The sequence below is a fragment of the Pseudomonas sp. WS 5027 genome (genome assembly GCF_012985695.1).
Classification (GTDB): Bacteria; Pseudomonadota; Gammaproteobacteria; order Pseudomonadales; family Pseudomonadaceae; genus Aquipseudomonas; species Aquipseudomonas hygromyciniae.
The window spans coordinates 1-15,537 of sequence record NZ_JAAQWU010000014.1; the positions used below are offsets into that span (position 1 = coordinate 1).

Annotated in this window: 14 protein-coding genes; 6 read left to right on the forward strand and 8 right to left on the reverse strand. The window is 58.9% G+C overall.

Annotated features, from left to right (window positions below; genetic code table 11):
* Positions 1 to 332: 332 nt before the first annotated feature.
* Both HBO09_RS17705 and HBO09_RS17710 read right to left on the reverse strand, forming a co-directional pair.
* Positions 333 to 1,283: an alpha-E domain-containing protein gene (locus HBO09_RS17705; RefSeq protein ID WP_092236664.1), complete on the reverse strand. Its 951-nt coding sequence runs from the start codon at positions 1,281 to 1,283 to the stop codon at positions 333 to 335.
* A gap of 2 nt (positions 1,284 to 1,285) precedes the next feature.
* A complete protein-coding gene (locus tag HBO09_RS17710) occupies positions 1,286 to 2,695 on the reverse strand; it encodes a circularly permuted type 2 ATP-grasp protein (RefSeq protein WP_169995573.1) in 1,410 nt (469 codons plus the stop codon).
* A gap of 375 nt (positions 2,696 to 3,070) precedes the next feature.
* Here HBO09_RS17710 and HBO09_RS17715 point away from each other — a divergent pair, with 375 nt between their 5' ends.
* A complete protein-coding gene (locus HBO09_RS17715) occupies positions 3,071 to 3,616 on the forward strand; it encodes a hypothetical protein (protein ID WP_169995571.1) in 546 nt (181 codons plus the stop codon).
* A gap of 30 nt (positions 3,617 to 3,646) precedes the next feature.
* Here the strand turns inward: HBO09_RS17715 and HBO09_RS17720 are convergent, their stop codons facing one another.
* Positions 3,647 to 7,450 carry a hypothetical protein gene (locus HBO09_RS17720; protein WP_169995569.1) on the reverse strand — a complete coding sequence of 1,268 codons (3,804 nt, stop codon included), beginning with the start codon at positions 7,448 to 7,450 and terminating at the stop codon, positions 3,647 to 3,649.
* Positions 7,451 to 7,615: 165 nt separating this feature from the next.
* The gene (locus HBO09_RS17725) at positions 7,616 to 8,062 is read right to left on the reverse strand and encodes an Lrp/AsnC family transcriptional regulator (protein WP_169995567.1); all 447 of its coding nucleotides are present in this window, start codon (positions 8,060 to 8,062) and stop codon (positions 7,616 to 7,618) included.
* Between the two features lie 131 nt (positions 8,063 to 8,193).
* On the opposite strand from HBO09_RS17725, the gene HBO09_RS17730 reads away from it, so the two are divergent.
* Complete coding sequence (locus tag HBO09_RS17730) at positions 8,194 to 9,102, forward strand: DMT family transporter (RefSeq protein ID WP_169995566.1); 909 nt, start codon at positions 8,194 to 8,196, stop codon at positions 9,100 to 9,102.
* Between the two features lie 39 nt (positions 9,103 to 9,141).
* On the opposite strand, the gene HBO09_RS17735 is transcribed toward HBO09_RS17730, so the two are convergent.
* From HBO09_RS17735 to HBO09_RS28670, 3 genes are all read right to left on the reverse strand, one after another.
* Complete coding sequence (locus HBO09_RS17735; RefSeq protein WP_169995563.1) at positions 9,142 to 11,145, reverse strand: U32 family peptidase; 2,004 nt, start codon at positions 11,143 to 11,145, stop codon at positions 9,142 to 9,144.
* Positions 11,146 to 11,240: 95 nt separating this feature from the next.
* The gene (locus tag HBO09_RS17740; protein WP_169995561.1) at positions 11,241 to 11,621 is read right to left on the reverse strand and encodes a RidA family protein; all 381 of its coding nucleotides are present in this window, start codon (positions 11,619 to 11,621) and stop codon (positions 11,241 to 11,243) included.
* 8 nt (positions 11,622 to 11,629) lie between these two features.
* Positions 11,630 to 11,854 (reverse strand): helix-turn-helix domain-containing protein, encoded by a 225-nt coding sequence (locus HBO09_RS28670; protein WP_222933919.1) that lies wholly within the window; start codon positions 11,852 to 11,854, stop codon positions 11,630 to 11,632.
* 112 nt (positions 11,855 to 11,966) lie between these two features.
* Between HBO09_RS28670 and HBO09_RS17750 the strand changes: the two genes are divergently transcribed.
* The 3 genes from HBO09_RS17750 (at position 11,967) to HBO09_RS17760 (ending at position 14,742) form a co-directional block, all read left to right on the forward strand.
* Positions 11,967 to 12,308 carry a lysozyme inhibitor LprI family protein gene (locus tag HBO09_RS17750; protein WP_169995559.1) on the forward strand — a complete coding sequence of 114 codons (342 nt, stop codon included), beginning with the start codon at positions 11,967 to 11,969 and terminating at the stop codon, positions 12,306 to 12,308.
* Positions 12,305 to 12,925, forward strand: coding sequence for a dTMP kinase (locus HBO09_RS17755; RefSeq protein WP_169995557.1), 621 nt, complete (start codon positions 12,305 to 12,307; stop codon positions 12,923 to 12,925). Before HBO09_RS17750 ends, HBO09_RS17755 begins: the two co-directional genes overlap by 4 nt.
* A gap of 236 nt (positions 12,926 to 13,161) precedes the next feature.
* Entirely contained in the window at positions 13,162 to 14,742 is a 1,581-nt protein-coding gene (locus HBO09_RS17760) for a sensor domain-containing diguanylate cyclase (RefSeq protein ID WP_169995555.1), read from the forward strand.
* Positions 14,743 to 14,955: 213 nt separating this feature from the next.
* Here the strand turns inward: HBO09_RS17760 and HBO09_RS17765 are convergent, their stop codons facing one another.
* Positions 14,956 to 15,111, reverse strand: coding sequence for a hypothetical protein (locus HBO09_RS17765; protein WP_169995553.1), 156 nt, complete (start codon positions 15,109 to 15,111; stop codon positions 14,956 to 14,958).
* 12 nt (positions 15,112 to 15,123) lie between these two features.
* Between HBO09_RS17765 and HBO09_RS17770 the strand changes: the two genes are divergently transcribed.
* Positions 15,124 to 15,384: a hypothetical protein gene (locus HBO09_RS17770; protein WP_169995551.1), complete on the forward strand. Its 261-nt coding sequence runs from the start codon at positions 15,124 to 15,126 to the stop codon at positions 15,382 to 15,384.
* Positions 15,385 to 15,537: the final 153 nt, after the last annotated feature.

Consider the following 15,537-nt stretch of genomic DNA (forward strand, 5'->3'; position numbering starts at 1 on the left):
AAACCACGCTGGCCGTAATCCGATATTGATTTGGGGGGTAAACCGGCAGGACGCCGGTTTAGCCGCGCTGGGCCATGGATGGCCCAGCGCGGCGGCCCCCCAAATCAATGTCGGATTACGGGCACACCGAGCCTAGGCGAGGTGCCGAGTGGTGGGGCAAGAGCCCTTTTGGTTACTTTTGGGGCTCTTTTCCAAAAGTGACCCGCCGTCAGGGCGGAACCAATAGCCGCCGTAACCGCAGCAACGGATATGTACACATACCCAGAAGAGCGAGTTGTGTAGATACTCATGCCCATCGCAGGCAAGCCCGCTCCTACAAGGTGAAGCGATGCCTACACCACTTCCAGGTACGAGCTGTGGATCGCCCGCGCCAGTTCGCGCACGGTGTCGATAAACTCCGTCAAGCGGGTGTGCAGGCCCTCTTCGAGGATCTCGTCGATACCGGTGTAACGCAGCCGCGCTTCAAACTCCGCAGCCAGACGCTGGGCCGTGCGGCCGTAGCTGCCTGGCAGGTCGGCGAGGATGTGGCTCAACTCCTCGATACACGCGTGCAACGAGCGCGGTACGTCACTGCGCAATAGCAGCAGCTCCGACACCGAGCGCGCATTCAGCGCATTGGGGTACAGCTCGGTGTAGGCCTCGAACGACGACAAGGCACGGAGCAGGGCGCTCCACTGGTAGTAACCGCGGGCGGACAGGTCGCTGACTTCTTCGGACTCTTCACCAAACATCTCGTAGCGCGCATCCAGCAGACGCAAGGTGTTGTCGGCGCGTTCGACAAAGGTGCCCAGGCGGATAAAACGATAGGCATCGTTGCGCATGATGGTGCCGGAGGTGGCGCCACGAAACAGGTGCGAGCGCTGTTTGACCCAGTCACAGAAGTGGCTGATGCCATGGCGTGCCAGGCCGCCGGCGGCGATGCTGCGCATTTCCAACCAGGTGGCGTTGAGGTTTTCCCACATGTCGGCGGTGATCCGCCCACGCACTGCATGGGCATTGCCCCGGGCAGCACGCAGGCAGTTGTAGATGCTGGCCGGGTTTTCCTCGTCGAGGGCGAAGAAGTGCAGCATGCGCTCGGCGTCCAGCTGTTGATGGCGTTCCAGATAGCTGTCCAGGGTGCCGCTGCTGAGCAGCGACATCGCCAGCTCGTCCAGGCCATCACTGCGTCCGGCCTGGGGCATCAGCGACAGCGAGTAGCTGACCTCCAGCATGCGCGCCAGGTTTTCCGCGCGTTCCAGGTAGCGCGACATCCAATACAGATCTGCGGCGGTTCTACTCAGCATACTCAGCCCTCCACCACCCAGGTGTCTTTGGTTCCGCCGCCTTGCGACGAGTTGACGATCAATGAACCTTCGCGCAGCGCTACTCGGGTCAGGCCGCCCGGCACCAGGCGGGTTTCCTTGCCCGATAGCACGAATGGGCGCAGGTCGATATGCCGTGGTGCGATGCCGTTTTCGACAAAAGTCGGGCAGGTGGACAGGCTCAAGGTCGGCTGGGCGATATAGGCATGGGGCCGGGCCTTGATGCGTTGGCGGAAGTCCTCGATCTCGGCAGCCGAGGCGGCCGGGCCCACCAGCATGCCGTAGCCGCCGGAGCCCTGGGTTTCCTTGACCACCAGCTCGGGCAAGTGCGCCAGGACGTGGGACAGTTCAGCGGGCTTGCGGCATTGGAAGGTCGGCACGTTCTGCAGTACCGGTTCTTCATCCAGATAAAAGCGGATCATCTCCGGCACATAGGGGTAGATGGATTTGTCGTCGGCCACGCCGGTGCCGATGGCATTGGCCAGCACTACGTTGCCGGCGCAGTAGGCGGCAACCAGGCCGGGGACGCCGAGCATGGATTCGGGGTTGAACGCCTGGGGGTCAAGGAAGGCGTCGTCGATGCGCCGGTAGATCACATCCACCGCTTTCGGGCCATCGGTGGTGCGCATGAACACCTTGAGGTCGTGCACGAACAGGTCGGCGCCTTCTACCAGTTCCACCCCCATTTCCCGGGCCAGGAACGCGTGCTCGAAAAACGCACTGTTAAAGCGGCCAGGGGTCAGCACCACGACATTGGGGTTGTCCAGGCGGCTCGCGCTTTTCAGGGTCTTGAGCAGCAGGTTGGGGTAGTGATCCACGGGCGCGATGCGCTGTTTGGCAAACACTTCCGGGAACAGGCGCATCATCATTTTGCGATCTTCGAGCATGTAGCTCACGCCGCTGGGCGTGCGCAAATTGTCTTCGAGGACGTAGTAGGTGCCATCGCCATCACGCACCAGGTCGACCCCGGAGATGTGGGAATAGATATCGCGATGCAGGTCCAGGCCGATCATGGCTTTTTGATAGCCTTCATTGCCCAGCACCTGCTCGGCGGGAATGATCCCGGCCTTGATAATGCGCTGCTCGTGGTAGATATCGGCGAGGAACATGTTCAGAGCATTGACCCGCTGGATACAGCCGCGCTCGATCACGCTCCACTCACTGGCGGGGATGCTGCGCGGGATGATGTCGAAGGGAATCAGGCGTTCGGTGTCTTGCTCGTCACCGTACAGGGTGAAGGTGATCCCGGCGCGGTGGAACAGCAGGTCGGCCTCGCGACGGCGCTGGGCCAGCAGTTCCGGTGGGGTGTTGGCCAGCCAGCGGGAAAAATCCTGGTAGTGCGCACGGCACACGCCATTTGCGTCATTCATTTCGTCAAAGAAAGATCGAGCCATTCCAATTACCTTGTCAGTGCCGGGTGTAGCGTTGCAGGCACTGCCGCTTTAAAAAACGCATTGTTATGAGCCCGTGGCTTTTGGCGCCAACGGACCTTGTCCTTACTTTCTTTTGGAGTCGGCTCTGAGTCGGGGGGTAACGTTTGCTCCTGTGTTCACCTGGGCAGGCAGGGGGTTTGAGGAGTAAAGCAATGGCTGTGCCGAAACCGCGTTTATAGGGATTAAACGGCCTACCAGCCCAATATCGGGGCGGCCTGCGCAAGTGCAGTGCGCGCCAGGCATGCACCATGCTCCACAACGGTGCGGGCAATTGACCTGAACTTCGGGCATCGCCGCTTCTTCTAAGGGGATTACGCAGCGTAAGGATTACCGATCGTGCCCAGGATCATTTCCCCCCATAGCCCCGAATCGGCGCTGACCGACCATGCCGAACACGATGCCAAGATCTTTGGCTCGCCCAAGGACCGCCTGGATTTCTATCGCCGGGAAATCCAATACGAAACCTCCATCCTTGCCAACCGCACCGATGCTTACCTGACGGCGCAGTCGTTCCTGGTGATTGCCTTTGTGTCCTGCATGGGCAACCTCAACCCCGAGTGGGGCAAGCTGTTTACCCTGGTGGTGCCGCTGTTGTTGGCGATGCTCGGCGTGTTCAGCTCGCTCAACGCCTGGCCCGGCATCCGTGCGGCCTACGACATCATTGACCATTGGCACTTCAAGCAAAGCGAACTGTTGCGCAGTGAACCGGTGATGGGCCTGGCTTACGATGAATCGCCGTTGTTCTGCGAGACCGAGTCGTCGCACAAGGGCTATCGCAAGTCGTTGCTGTTTTCGGTGCGTACACCCTGGTTGTTCACGGTGTTTTGGATGCTGCTGGCGGCGTTTGCGTTTTATATCCAGGTGGATAATCCCGGGTCGTGACCGGTTGACCAGCAGCGCCCGGGCGGTGTTTTAACGGTTGAAGTCGTCGTACTCGCTGAAATCAGTGATGTTGTTGTTGAGCTCGTCGTGCTGCTTGTTCGCTGCGGCCAACCGGCGCTCGTGCTGCTCAATTTCCCCTTCGGTCATTGGCCTTGAGGCCCGTTTTTTCCTGGGCAGTGCGATCCCCTCGGGTGAAAAGTTCACCGGTTTGTAACGGGGGTCGGGATGGTATTTCATGACCCCATCGTCCAGCCGACCAATTTCCACATACTTGTTTTGCACCTTACGTGGTGTGTCGAGGAAGGTGCGCTCCAGGTAATCCCGGCGGGCCGCACGGTTGACGAAATTGTCCAGGTGGATTGATTCAAGATTGGGATCGACATACATAGAGCCCTCGTAGCCCTTGACCGGTTTTTTTATCTGCCGTGCCAGGCGTGCGGCAAAGGATTGTTCGCCACCGGTTGCCGAGTCGCATACCGTCAGGCGTATTTCGTCATAGTGATCAATTTTCACCCCGCAGGCCTTCAGGTAGTCGAGCATCTCGTTGGGGCTCATGAGTTCGCCATTGATTTTCATCGAGGCCGCCTCATGGCCCGGCGCGATGACGCCATGGGCGTCCAGGCTTAAACGACGACAACCCCGGTGGGTATCTTCAAACATCAGAAAACCTTCGCCCAAGGCCCGGACTTCTTTGACTGCACCGCCCATGGCCAGGCTTTTCGGGTTGAACACGGCCAGGGGCTTGCCATAGGGCGCGCGGGTGACGGGGTTGTAGGCAAACCACTTGCCGGCATGAAATACCGCCGTACCTTCGAACAGCTCATCGATGACCTTGAAGTTGCCGGTGGCCGCCGCATCAAAGCGTTTACTCGCGGCGAGCAAGTCGTATTTTTCCAGGGCCCCCAACCGGCGCGCCTGCCCGGTCAGCCCGCTGATATCGGCGACTTTCCCGGCCAGTTTGCCGGCGCAGAACCACGCCTGTTTGCTTCCCCAGATAATCAACCGGCCCAGATCATCTACGCCGCCGAGGGGGTTAAGGACGTTGATCGTCACCAGAGCGACCCGTTTTGCACTGTTGAGCAGCCGAATGACCTTGGGCCCGTGGTTGATCGTGGCCCTGGCGCCCAGCGAAGCACCAGCGCTGCTGATCGCCATCACCAGACCAAAGATATCCAGGAACAGATCCACCAGCCCTGCACCGACGTTGCCTTCTTGGAAGTTGGCGATGGCCGATCGCAGCGGAATCAAGCTCATGATGGTGTTGTGAAGAAACTTGGCGGCGTTGAATTCCGTGTCAAACGTGGTCAGGCCTTTTGCCTGGGCCTGCATCGTGTTGAGTGCCCGTTCCTGGACCATTGCAGCGGCGATGTACGCCGTCCTGGCACTGAAATAGCTGGAAGGTACCAGGCCTGTATCGGGGGTTGCCTGGGTGATAGGAGGGGCAAATGCACCTTGGGGGTGAAACGGTTGCAGATAGAGAGTGTCCTTGCTGTATTCGTTCAGCAGCCCGCGCTGGGCGTTGTCCATCTCAGGGCGGCGCACGATGCTCTGCTGCTTGACGTCGTACTCGAACATTTGCGCAACGCCGGCAAGGGTGGTTTTTAGCAACAGACGATGCGGCTCAAGGGCGTAGTGGTAGATGGGGCTGCTGGAAATATGCAAGGAAGGCTGTTTTGTGGCTTTGCTGACCTTGAACAGTTGCAGCTTGCCGAACTCCAGGCGCCGACGCGCGTCCAGGGGCAAACGCGATATCAGGTGCTTGCCGATGACGGGCAAGTTTTTTCTGAGTGTCGGTTTGTAGGCGTAAAAGGCCAGGCGGAACAAGCGGTCGACGTCCGGCAACTGCGCACGGGATGCCAGGATCCTGCTGATATTCACGCCAGCCTTGGAAGAAACCCAGTAGTTGAGGCTCAAGCGCGTGTGCTGTGATGCCGTGCCAAGGGCGCCGAGGCCGGCCTGACGCGCAGTGATGATGCCTTTGGGACGGTCCAGCTTCCCCGCCATGTAGAGATCCAGTACCGAGTACGGCCCGCGATAGTCGCGATGCGCCCCAGCGTCGGTGATGCATTTGTCGTCAAAGGGGATCTGTTCGCCGAACACCTTTTGCAGCTCGGCCAAGGCCATCTTCCTGCGCTGGGGCATGCCGATCTGCAGGGCGGTGGAGGCCGCTTTCAGTTCGTCGAGCTGCCGATTGAACGCCTCGCGCAGGGACTCAAGCTGGTCGTCGGTGTAGTTGTCCTGGGCATTGTGTGCCAGCAATCCCTGGGCCACGCCCCAGTCCTTGAGCGCCACGCGCTGGGCGGCCTGTTCAACCGCTGCCTGCTGCGCGGTGACAGGCGCCAGGTCCGCCCAGGCCATGACCTGGGAGAAAACCATGGCCGCCGACGCCCCAGGAGCCAGCGCTTCGATACGGGCGACGGCGGTTGAGAAGGTGGCCCATGTGTGGGAACCGCAGGTTACATGCTGGGGGATTTCCTTGACGAGAAAGGCGGGCGCTCGGTGAGACAGCAGCAAGCAGACTGCAATGGGCGCCTTGTCCCGGGTCATCGAGCGTTTGCCAATCAGGTGCTCCAGCAAGTTATCGACCACGCTTGAGGGGTGGGCGCACCAGTGCGCGCTTTGGGCCAGGTCAAACCCGGCGACGATATTTCGTCCTGGTTTGCCATCGACGTCAGTCTGGCGATCAAGGTCTGCACTGATCGCCGCGAGTAACAGGTCAGTGTCGGGCGAAAGCAGCGAGATCCCCTGGAACGTTTCGCCCAGGGTCTTTGCCTCGGCGCTGCGCAGCATGCGGCCAAGCCAGCTGCGGGTGGCGTGGAGGGTTGCGGGAGCGCCAGGCGTGACGTGGGTTGCCAGGTAATCGAGTACGCCGTTTCCCGGGGTGTAATGAGCGCTTTGTTGCAGGCGTTCAATCCATTCGCGGCGTTGGGTTTCGTTGGGCGGAATCGGCCAGGCGAGAGCGCCGCCAAAGTTGCCATGCTCGGGGCTACTCGGCGGCGGGCGCTTGAGGTAACTGGCAAGGTTGATCAACTGCGCCGCGTTCTGCGGCTGTAAAAAGCCGCTGCGTTCGATAAACCGTTGCAGGCTGGAAGACATACCTGGCGCCAGCGGTTCCCGGCTCAGCGCAGAAGAGTGGGCGGCCAGCGTAAACAGCGTGGATTTCAAGCTGTCGGGCAAGGGGCTGGCGTTTTGCGCCAGGGCCGCAAGCTGCACAGATAGCATATGCAGGTTAAGTAGATCGCCGAATGTTCGCTGTGCCTCGGCGAAGGCCTCTTCGGATCTTGCCGCCTGGAGAGTGGCCGAGGGCGTAAAGCCGCGATGGCTCACCAGCGCCGCCTGCTGCTCGAGTTCGGTCTTGGTCGCCATGACCGGCACTTGATAAAAATGACCGACGGCAGCGAGGGATGCACCTTTGGCGCGAGGGTCCGCCGGCAGCACAAAGCTGCCTGCACCGAACGCCTGGGCAGTACTGGCCAGCAGCGGCCAGATTGCAGGCAAGGGGACATCGCTGGCCGGGTCGCCAAACAGCTTGTCAGTGCCGTTGACGTTAAAGGCGATGTGTCCCGATTGACTGTCGAGCCGGATGGTTTTGGATAGGTCAACCTGCTGCTCGTCGGCCCAGACTTTAAAGGGCTCGCTGTAAAGCAGTGCGTGCAGGTGCGCTTGCCACTGCGCGAAGGCTGAGCCGGGCGGTAGGGAGGGTAAAACCCACGCGCCCGGATCGCCCACGTCCTGGACCCGGGCGCATTCCAATAGTTGCCGGGCATAGAGCTGCGCCAGTTCTCTATCTGCCGCTTCCCGTGGCGTGGCGTCTTGCCCGGGGATGGCGCCCAATCCTTGGGGTGGTTCCTGTGTTCCTTGATGTGCTGCGGTATTCGACATTTCCATTGCCATGTTCACTTCCACACGTTGCAAAAGCGATGTGTGACGCGAACCTGACTTTGGATTCCAGCGTTATTGTCGCAGGGGTTTTCCGTGGTTACGCCCAGGGCTGGACGGCTAACGCCCGTCGGCCAACGGCGGCAGCCGGCGCTTGACCGGGGTTTTCTTGACGATGGCGGTGTTGGTTTCGGCGTAAGCGTTGAGACGATCGAGCAAGGTATCCAACTGATCCATCGTGCGTACGTGCAGCCGGGCGATAAAGCAGTCATCGCCGGTGACTTTGTCGCACTCGGTAAACTCCGGAATCGCCTGGATCTGCCGCTCCACCTCCTGCAATTGGCCGGGCAGGGGGCGGATGCGCACGATGGCTTGCAACAAATAGCCAAAGTGTTTCGGGTCGATATCCACGGTGTAGCCCTTCAGGACTCCGCGCTCCTCCAGGCGTCGCAGACGTTCGCCCACACTGGGCGAGGACAGGCCGGTAATGCCCGCCAGGGTCTTGAGCGAGCAGCGCGAGTCGTCCATCAGGGCGGCGATCAGTTGTTGGTCGATAACATCAATCATCCTGGGCTCCTTAAGCAGATTTGCGGTTTTGCCTAATAAGAATAGGTAAGGATCACCTTTTGCCTTCTACAGGCGCTGGAGCCTGTTTGGCGCAGATTGCCATAATTGAGCCTCACTCGAGGAGCTTAATCATGGACACATCCATACGTCGCGGGTCGTGGGAAATGGTCGGCGCCATGCTGATCTCCGGCACCATTGGCTGGTTTGTACTGGTGTCTGGCGTGCCAGTCATCGAAGTGGTGTTTTGGCGTTGTGTCATCGGCGGCTTGACCCTGCTGCTGGTGTGTTGGCGGCTGGGGTATCTGCAGGGCGGATGGTTGAGTTACTCGACACTCGGCTGGGCGATGTTGAGCGGCGTGGCCATTGTCGGTAACTGGCTGTTGCTGTTTGCCTCCTATGCCAAGGCCTCCATTGCGATCAGCACGGCGGTCTACAACGTTCAGCCGTTCATGCTAGTGATGCTCGCGGCGTTGTTTCTTGGCGAAAAAATCACCGTACAGAAGCTCGCCTGGTTGAGTGTGGCTTTCGTGGGCATGCTGGCGATCGTCAGTGCCCATGGCGAGCAGCAGGGCAGTGGTGATCATTACCTGTGGGGCGTGGCGCAGGCGATTGGCGCGGCGTTTTTGTATGCCGTCGCTGCGCTGATCATCAAACGACTGAAGGCTGTGCCGCCCCATCTGCTGGCGCTGATTCAAGTGAGTACCGGTGCGGTATTGCTGGTGCCGTTGGTTTCGTGGCACAGCCTATCGGCGCCCGTCGATGCTTGGGGTGCGCTGTTGACGCTGGGTGTGGTGCATACGGGACTGATGTATGTGCTGCTCTATGGGGCGATCCAAAAGCTGCCGACGGCATTGACCGGGGCGCTGTCGTTCATCTACCCGATTGCGGCGATCCTGGTTGATTGGATGGCCTACGGGCATCGCTTGGGCTGGGCACAATGGCTGGGTGTCGCGGCGATTCTGCTGGCGGCGGCGGGGTTGCAGCGGGGCTGGTGGTGGCGTGTCAAAGAAGATTTGGCGCCATCCAAGCACCCCTTGTAGGCGCCGGCAAGCCGGCCCCTACAGGGGCGTGGGTTTTACTCAATGTGGCGCGCGGGGGATGGTCTTGAGCAGGTCTGCCGGGCTGATATGCCCCACGACCTGTTGCTGTACACCGCTGCCCGGTAACGGCAGGTCGAGGATATGGCCCTTGATCTTGCCGACCACGTGCATTTCGCAAGGCTTGCAGTCGAACTTCAGGGTCAGGACCTCATCGCCATGAATCAGTTGCATCGGCGCAACCTTGGTGCGTACGCCGGTCACGCCCTTGGCCTGCTTGGGGCACAGGTTGAAGGAGAAACGCAGGCAGTGCTTGGTGATCATCACCGGCACTTCACCGGTTTCTTCGTGGGCCTCGTAGGCCGCGTCGATCAGCTTCACGCCATGGCGGTGGTAGAAATCGCGAGCCTTCTGGTTGTACACGTTGGCCAGGAACGACAGGTGCGACTCCGGGTACACCGGTGGCGGCGTGGTTTCAGCCTTGCGGCCACCACGGGGATGGGCCTCGACGCGGGCCACTGTCAGCGCTTCGATCACATCGCGGCGCAAGGCCTTGAGCTGCGAGTTGGGGATGAAGTACGCCTGCGGCGCATCCAGTTCGATGGCCGTGGCGTGATACTGGGTGGTGCCCAGTTGGCCGAGCAGGTCGCGCAAGGTATCCAACGCCTGTTCCGGCTTGTTGGCCACGCCGAACGGGCCGGGCAGGGTGGTGCTGGCACTCACACCCTCTTCACTGGTGGCGGTCAGTTGCAACTGGTCTTCGCGCAGGCAGGCTTGCCAGGACACACCAATCCGGCGCTCGGCGGAGGTCTTGAGCAACGCTTGCTGCCAGTTATGGTCCAGGTTGCGGTTGAGCGGGTGATTGGGCCGCAACTGGTGCAGGCCCGCCGGCATCTCGTTGGGCTCGACGCGGTAGCGGTAGCGTTTTGCACCGTCTTCTTCGAACTCACCCTTGGGCTCGGCGATATTGGCGCGAAAACCCACGACTTCGCGCTTGATCAGCACGTTCAGACCGTCACCGTTGGACAGCGGCTCATGGGTGATGACCTGCAGGTCGCGCTTGCCGGCTTTTTCCACCACGCCAACTGGCAGGCCGGTAAAGGTCGGGGTGTCGAAGGCGCCGATATCGATCTTGCGGTCACTGACGAAGTAGTCGGTACTGCCCCGGTGGAAGGTCTTTTCCGGGTCCGGCAGGAAGAAATGCGCAGTGCGGCCGCTGGAGGCACGAGCCAGGTCCGGGCGGTCCTCGAGGATTTCGTCCAGGCGCTGGCGGTAATAGGCGGTGATGTTCTTCACATAGCCCATGTCTTTGTAGCGGCCCTCGATCTTGAACGAGCGCACGCCGGCATCTACCAGGGCGCGCAGGTTGGCGCTCTGGTTGTTGTCTTTCATCGACAGCAGGTGTTTTTCAAAGGCAACAACGCGGCCCTGGTCATCCTTGAGTGTGTAGGGCAGGCGGCAGGCCTGAGAGCAATCGCCACGGTTGGCGCTGCGGCCATTTTGCGCATGGGAAATATTGCACTGCCCGGAGAACGCCACGCACAACGCGCCGTGGATGAAGAACTCAATGGCGGCATCGGTTTCATCGGCAATCGCGCGGATTTCCTGCAGGTTCAGCTCGCGGGCCAGTACCAGTTGGGAGAACCCGGCCTGATCGAGGAACTTGGCCCGGGCCAGGGTGCGGATGTCGGTCTGGGTGCTGGCATGCAGTTCGATGGGCGGGATATCCAGCTCCATCACGCCCAGGTCCTGGACGATCAGCGCATCAACCCCGGCATCGTACAACTGGTGGATCAGCTTGCGGGCCGGCTCCAGTTCGTCGTCATGCAGGATGGTGTTGATGGTGGTGAACACCCGGGCGTGATAGCGACGGGCGAACTCCACCAGTTGGGCGATCTCGCTCACGTCGTTGCAGGCGTTGTGGCGCGCACCGAAGCTTGGGCCGCCGATGTACACGGCGTCGGCGCCATGCAGGATAGCCTCGCGCGCGATGGCGACATCGCGGGCAGGGCTGAGCAATTCCAGGTGATGCTTGGGCAAGGACATAGTTTTTTTAGTCAGGCTTGTCACGGTTGAGGCGCGCATTGTAGCCGTGAATTGCCGGGGGGGGCACCCGCTGGATGCCCAATGGCGCGCTGGACTCAGCCCTTGGCCGCCATCGCCGTGACTTCAACGCGCATGCCGTCCACCGCCAATGCCGCCACGCCAACCGCCGCGCGGACTGGCCAGGGTTTAGCGAAGAAGCGCTTGTACACCTCGTTGAATGCGGCGCGGTCGGCCATGTCGGTGAGGTAGATGGTCAAGTGCATGACCCGGTCCATGGTGCTGCCGGCGCGTTCTAGCGCGATTTTGAGGGCTTGCAGGGTGCATTCGCTTTGCGTGGTGATATCGCCAAGTTCCAGGCTGCCATCGGCGCGCACCGGAATCTGTGTGGAGACCAGGATGCCGTTGAAGCCAATGACGTCGGAAGAGATCGAGTCGGGATCGAGGTCGGGGGTGAAGCTGAGGTCGTGGTTGGCCATGGGGAGCTCTAGATGAATGAACAGCGCGATAGTAAATGCTTGCTGGGAAAGTAGCGATAGAGCAGGGGTTGGGTCACCTGCAGCCCCTCAGCCAACTCACGGGTCGTCAACGCGAAGCCTTTCTGGGCGAAGAGGGTGATCGCCCGTTCGACCATCTGCTGCTGACGATCGGCGGCCGCGAGATTTTTCCGGCTTGGCGCGGTCGCCTTGTTGCTAACGCTGTTTTTTGCCATTGTCGACCTATGCAGTGCCACATATAGAAAACGTGCAAGAATCAAACGCGTTGCAACCGCCACCGTGGGCCCGTATCGCGACGCTCATTCACACCCTTGCAGGAACACCATTATGCATTCAACTACCCGGGCGGCGCTGTTACCAGTGGCCATGCTCGCAGCAGGATTGGCCCTCAACGTACAAGCCCAGACGGGACCTTCGTTCAATTGCAGCGCGAACCTGTCCAGTTCAATAGAGACACTGATTTGTGGCAGCGAAGCGCTTTCCGTCCTGGATCGCCAAATGGCGAGCACCTACAGCGCAGCCCTTAAAAAGGCCGGCAGCCAGGCCAAGCGGCTCAAGGCGGAGCAACGTGGCTGGATCAAGGGGCGCAACGATTGCTGGAAGGCAGACGACAAAGAGGCGTGCGTACGTGACAGCTACAACCAGCGGATGGTTGAACTGCGACAATGAGTCGTGCGCTGTTTGTTGCTCTGGATGGCCCCAAGGGCACCGGCAAAACCACACTGCTGGAAGCCGTTACGCAAGTATTGAGGGCAGATAACAAAAAGGTGATCCGACTTTGCGAGAAAAAAAGCGATCCCTTTAGGGGGGCGACAATGACCCTCGTTAACAGACTCATCAGAAATCCCTCCCGGGACCTGGAGTGGGAGATTTGTGTGCGCCTCGCTGACAGCCGTGCGTGGATCTCCCAGCACGTGCTGGCTAAACAGCCACCCGATAGCATTGTGCTGATTGATCGCTGGTACCCATCTGATGCCGCATTCCGCCGGATAGTCCCGTTTGCAGAAGTTCTGCAATTGAACATTGATCGAAACGTACAAGTGCCAGACCTGCACGTGGGGATTGTCACCGCCCCGGATATTTCATGGGCGAGGGCTGCGGCGCGACGGCGTGGGCTGAACAGTACGGTGATCCATAGGCTGGAAGAACATGTTGCGTGTACCGAGACGTTCGAGCGAGCGGTCGCAGATCATGGTTGGGTTTTATGTCGTAATGAAGGAACGATCGCAAACGCAACGGCGCAGGTGGTTTCTGAGATCTGTAGGGTACTTATCTGTCGAGGGTAGCCCGAGACGCTAGCGTAACCGCTGGAGTTGAAGAAGCCTGAGTGCGTGGAGCAAGTAAGCTCATGAGGGCCTAGCCGTTGGTGACTGGTGCTTATGCATGAGACACTAACTAGCGACATTGCCACTATTTAAGATCCTGCAAGTGTTGTCGAAAAGCTAGAAGCACTCGGACGTGCATTCTTTACCTAATGGCTGAGACTTCAGCAAATTAGACCTGCATATCCTTGGAACACCGAATGCCTTCTCAGCCCAAGCCCAGACTGAACCTACGCATCGTGCTGCTCACATTTGCGCTGCTTAGTGCCGCAGTCACTCTTGCAAACACATTTTGGGTAATGTTCACGATCCAAAAGCGAGAGCTTATTGAAAACGCGCTGGAGGGCAACCGAGCTTACGCTGCTCGTATCGCTGCAGCTGTAGAGGGGGTGTTGAGTTCTGATCTTGACCGCCTTAAATACGGATCGGCCATTGTTTCAAAGAACTTCTCAGACCGCGAACTGCTGGCTGTCGAGGCTCGACGGCTGCTTGAGCAAGACAACAGCTTCAATTCAGTGCTTATTACCAACGCCGCCGGTACCATCGTCGCATCTGCGCCTGAGCGGTTGCAGCTAAACGGTCAATCTCTACAACGCCGTGAACCGCTCGAGCAGCGTAAGCCAATGATCAGTAACGCATTTCACTCTATCACTGGCAATCTGGTGGTTTTCGTATCCCAGCCGATCTTCGATGCAAATGGGCAGTACCTCGGGCTGGTTGGAGGGACTCTCAGGTTGGAGCAGCAGAATACGCTTCAAGCTCTGATGGATTTGAACCGTCGACAAAATGGGGCATATGTCTTTCTCGTAGATAGTCAGCGGCGTGTGCTTTACCACCCTGACGCTCAACAAATCGGCAGGCTCATTGAACGTGATCTGATTGTAGATGGTGCACTGAGTCAGGCTAACGGCTCACTCCAGGCGGTCGACCGGGATGGGAATGAAATGCTTGCTGGTTACGCGGGTATACCCAGCAGCCGTTGGTGCATTGTCTCGCAGCAACCAATGGCCGTTGTTCAGGATAAGTTGAGCGTTACCGCGCTGAAGGTAGCTAAAGGGATCGTGCCACTGGGTATTCTGGGTTTGCTGCTGATTTGGTGGTCTGGCTCGAGAATCTCCAACCCTTTATCCCGATTGGCGGACAGTGCCAGACGTCTAGACGTACCAGAAAGCTATGAGCGCATCAGCGCCATCCCTGTGGACTACCTGGAAAGCTGGCAGTTACGTCGGGCACTTTTGCTTAGCGTCAGCTTATTGCAGGAAAAAATCGGCAGGCTCAACCGTCAAGCTCAAAGTGATCCACTTACCGGTCTGGCAAATCGTCGAGCAATGCAAGACATGCTCACGGTATGGTTGGAGTCGAAGAAGACGATTGCTGTGATTTCTGTGGATATTGATCATTTCAAACGGGTGAACGACACCTTTGGCCACGACGTAGGTGATGAGACGCTCAGATCTGTGGCAGGACTGATGAAACAGAACTCTCGGCCGACCGATCTGCTTTGCCGTGTAGGGGGAGAAGAGTTCGTTTTGCTGCTTCCCGATAGCTCAATCTCAGCAGCTGTAGACATCGCGGAGCGTTTACGACTCTCGATCGCATCTACCTCCTTGGAGGCTGTTGGTCACATTACAGTTTCGCTGGGGGTCGCGCTCTGGCGATCCGGCGACTCGATGGATGATGTGTTCCATAAGGCAGATCTATTGCTTTACCGTGCCAAGCAACAAGGGCGTAACCAGGTTGTGGCAGAGCAAGAATCCATTGCCGATGGGCCAGTGTCCTGAGACGTGTCTCTCCAGAGTGTGGCGAACTGGAGCGGCCTGAGCGTGCAGAGGTACTCGGGGTGTCAAACAGAGGTTGAAGTACGTAATACGTGATTTAACATAATATACATTATGCGAAAGACGAGCATGTTCGTGTGTGTTGCGTTACACAGGAAATTACCTAGGCTCAACTGCAACGCTTCCTACCATAAGGAGCAGCTTCAGCTGTTGAGCTTATGCCTGTTGTTCAGATGAGCTTGAAGCCTGTCTTGAGGCGTTTTTCATCACGGCCAGAATCATGGTGCCCAGACTGCCGCCAACTACCATCCCAACTGGCGTGTGGCCTACGTTTTCGTCAAAAGTTGTGTTCAGCGTCTGGTGAAAAGTCATGCCGATCCTGACATGCTTTGGCTGCTGAGCATGCGCCTGGAGCGTCTGGAGAAGCTGTTTGACTCGCTGGGTATGGCGCCCGCGCCGCCGGCAGAAATTGTCCGAGCGTTGCCAAGCCCAGTGCTGGATGAGTTTTACCAGATCATTGATCCGTACTCGGTTCGTAATCCCTTTAGGAGCAGTACGTTACGCTGGCGCAATTACACCTATTTTAACTACGTGCCCGACATTGCCGACCCGCGAGAGCGGATAAAGCTCACGATTCAAGCCTGACTAGTGAGCTTGGTAGCATCCGTACCGATGATAAACTCTCAGAGTTATCAGAGACTTGATTGTAGGGTCTGTAGCTTTTCCTCATTCTCGTGGGAAATTTCCCACATGAACGAAGGAGCGAGATGAAAGATTTGGTAGGAAGAATCAACGAAC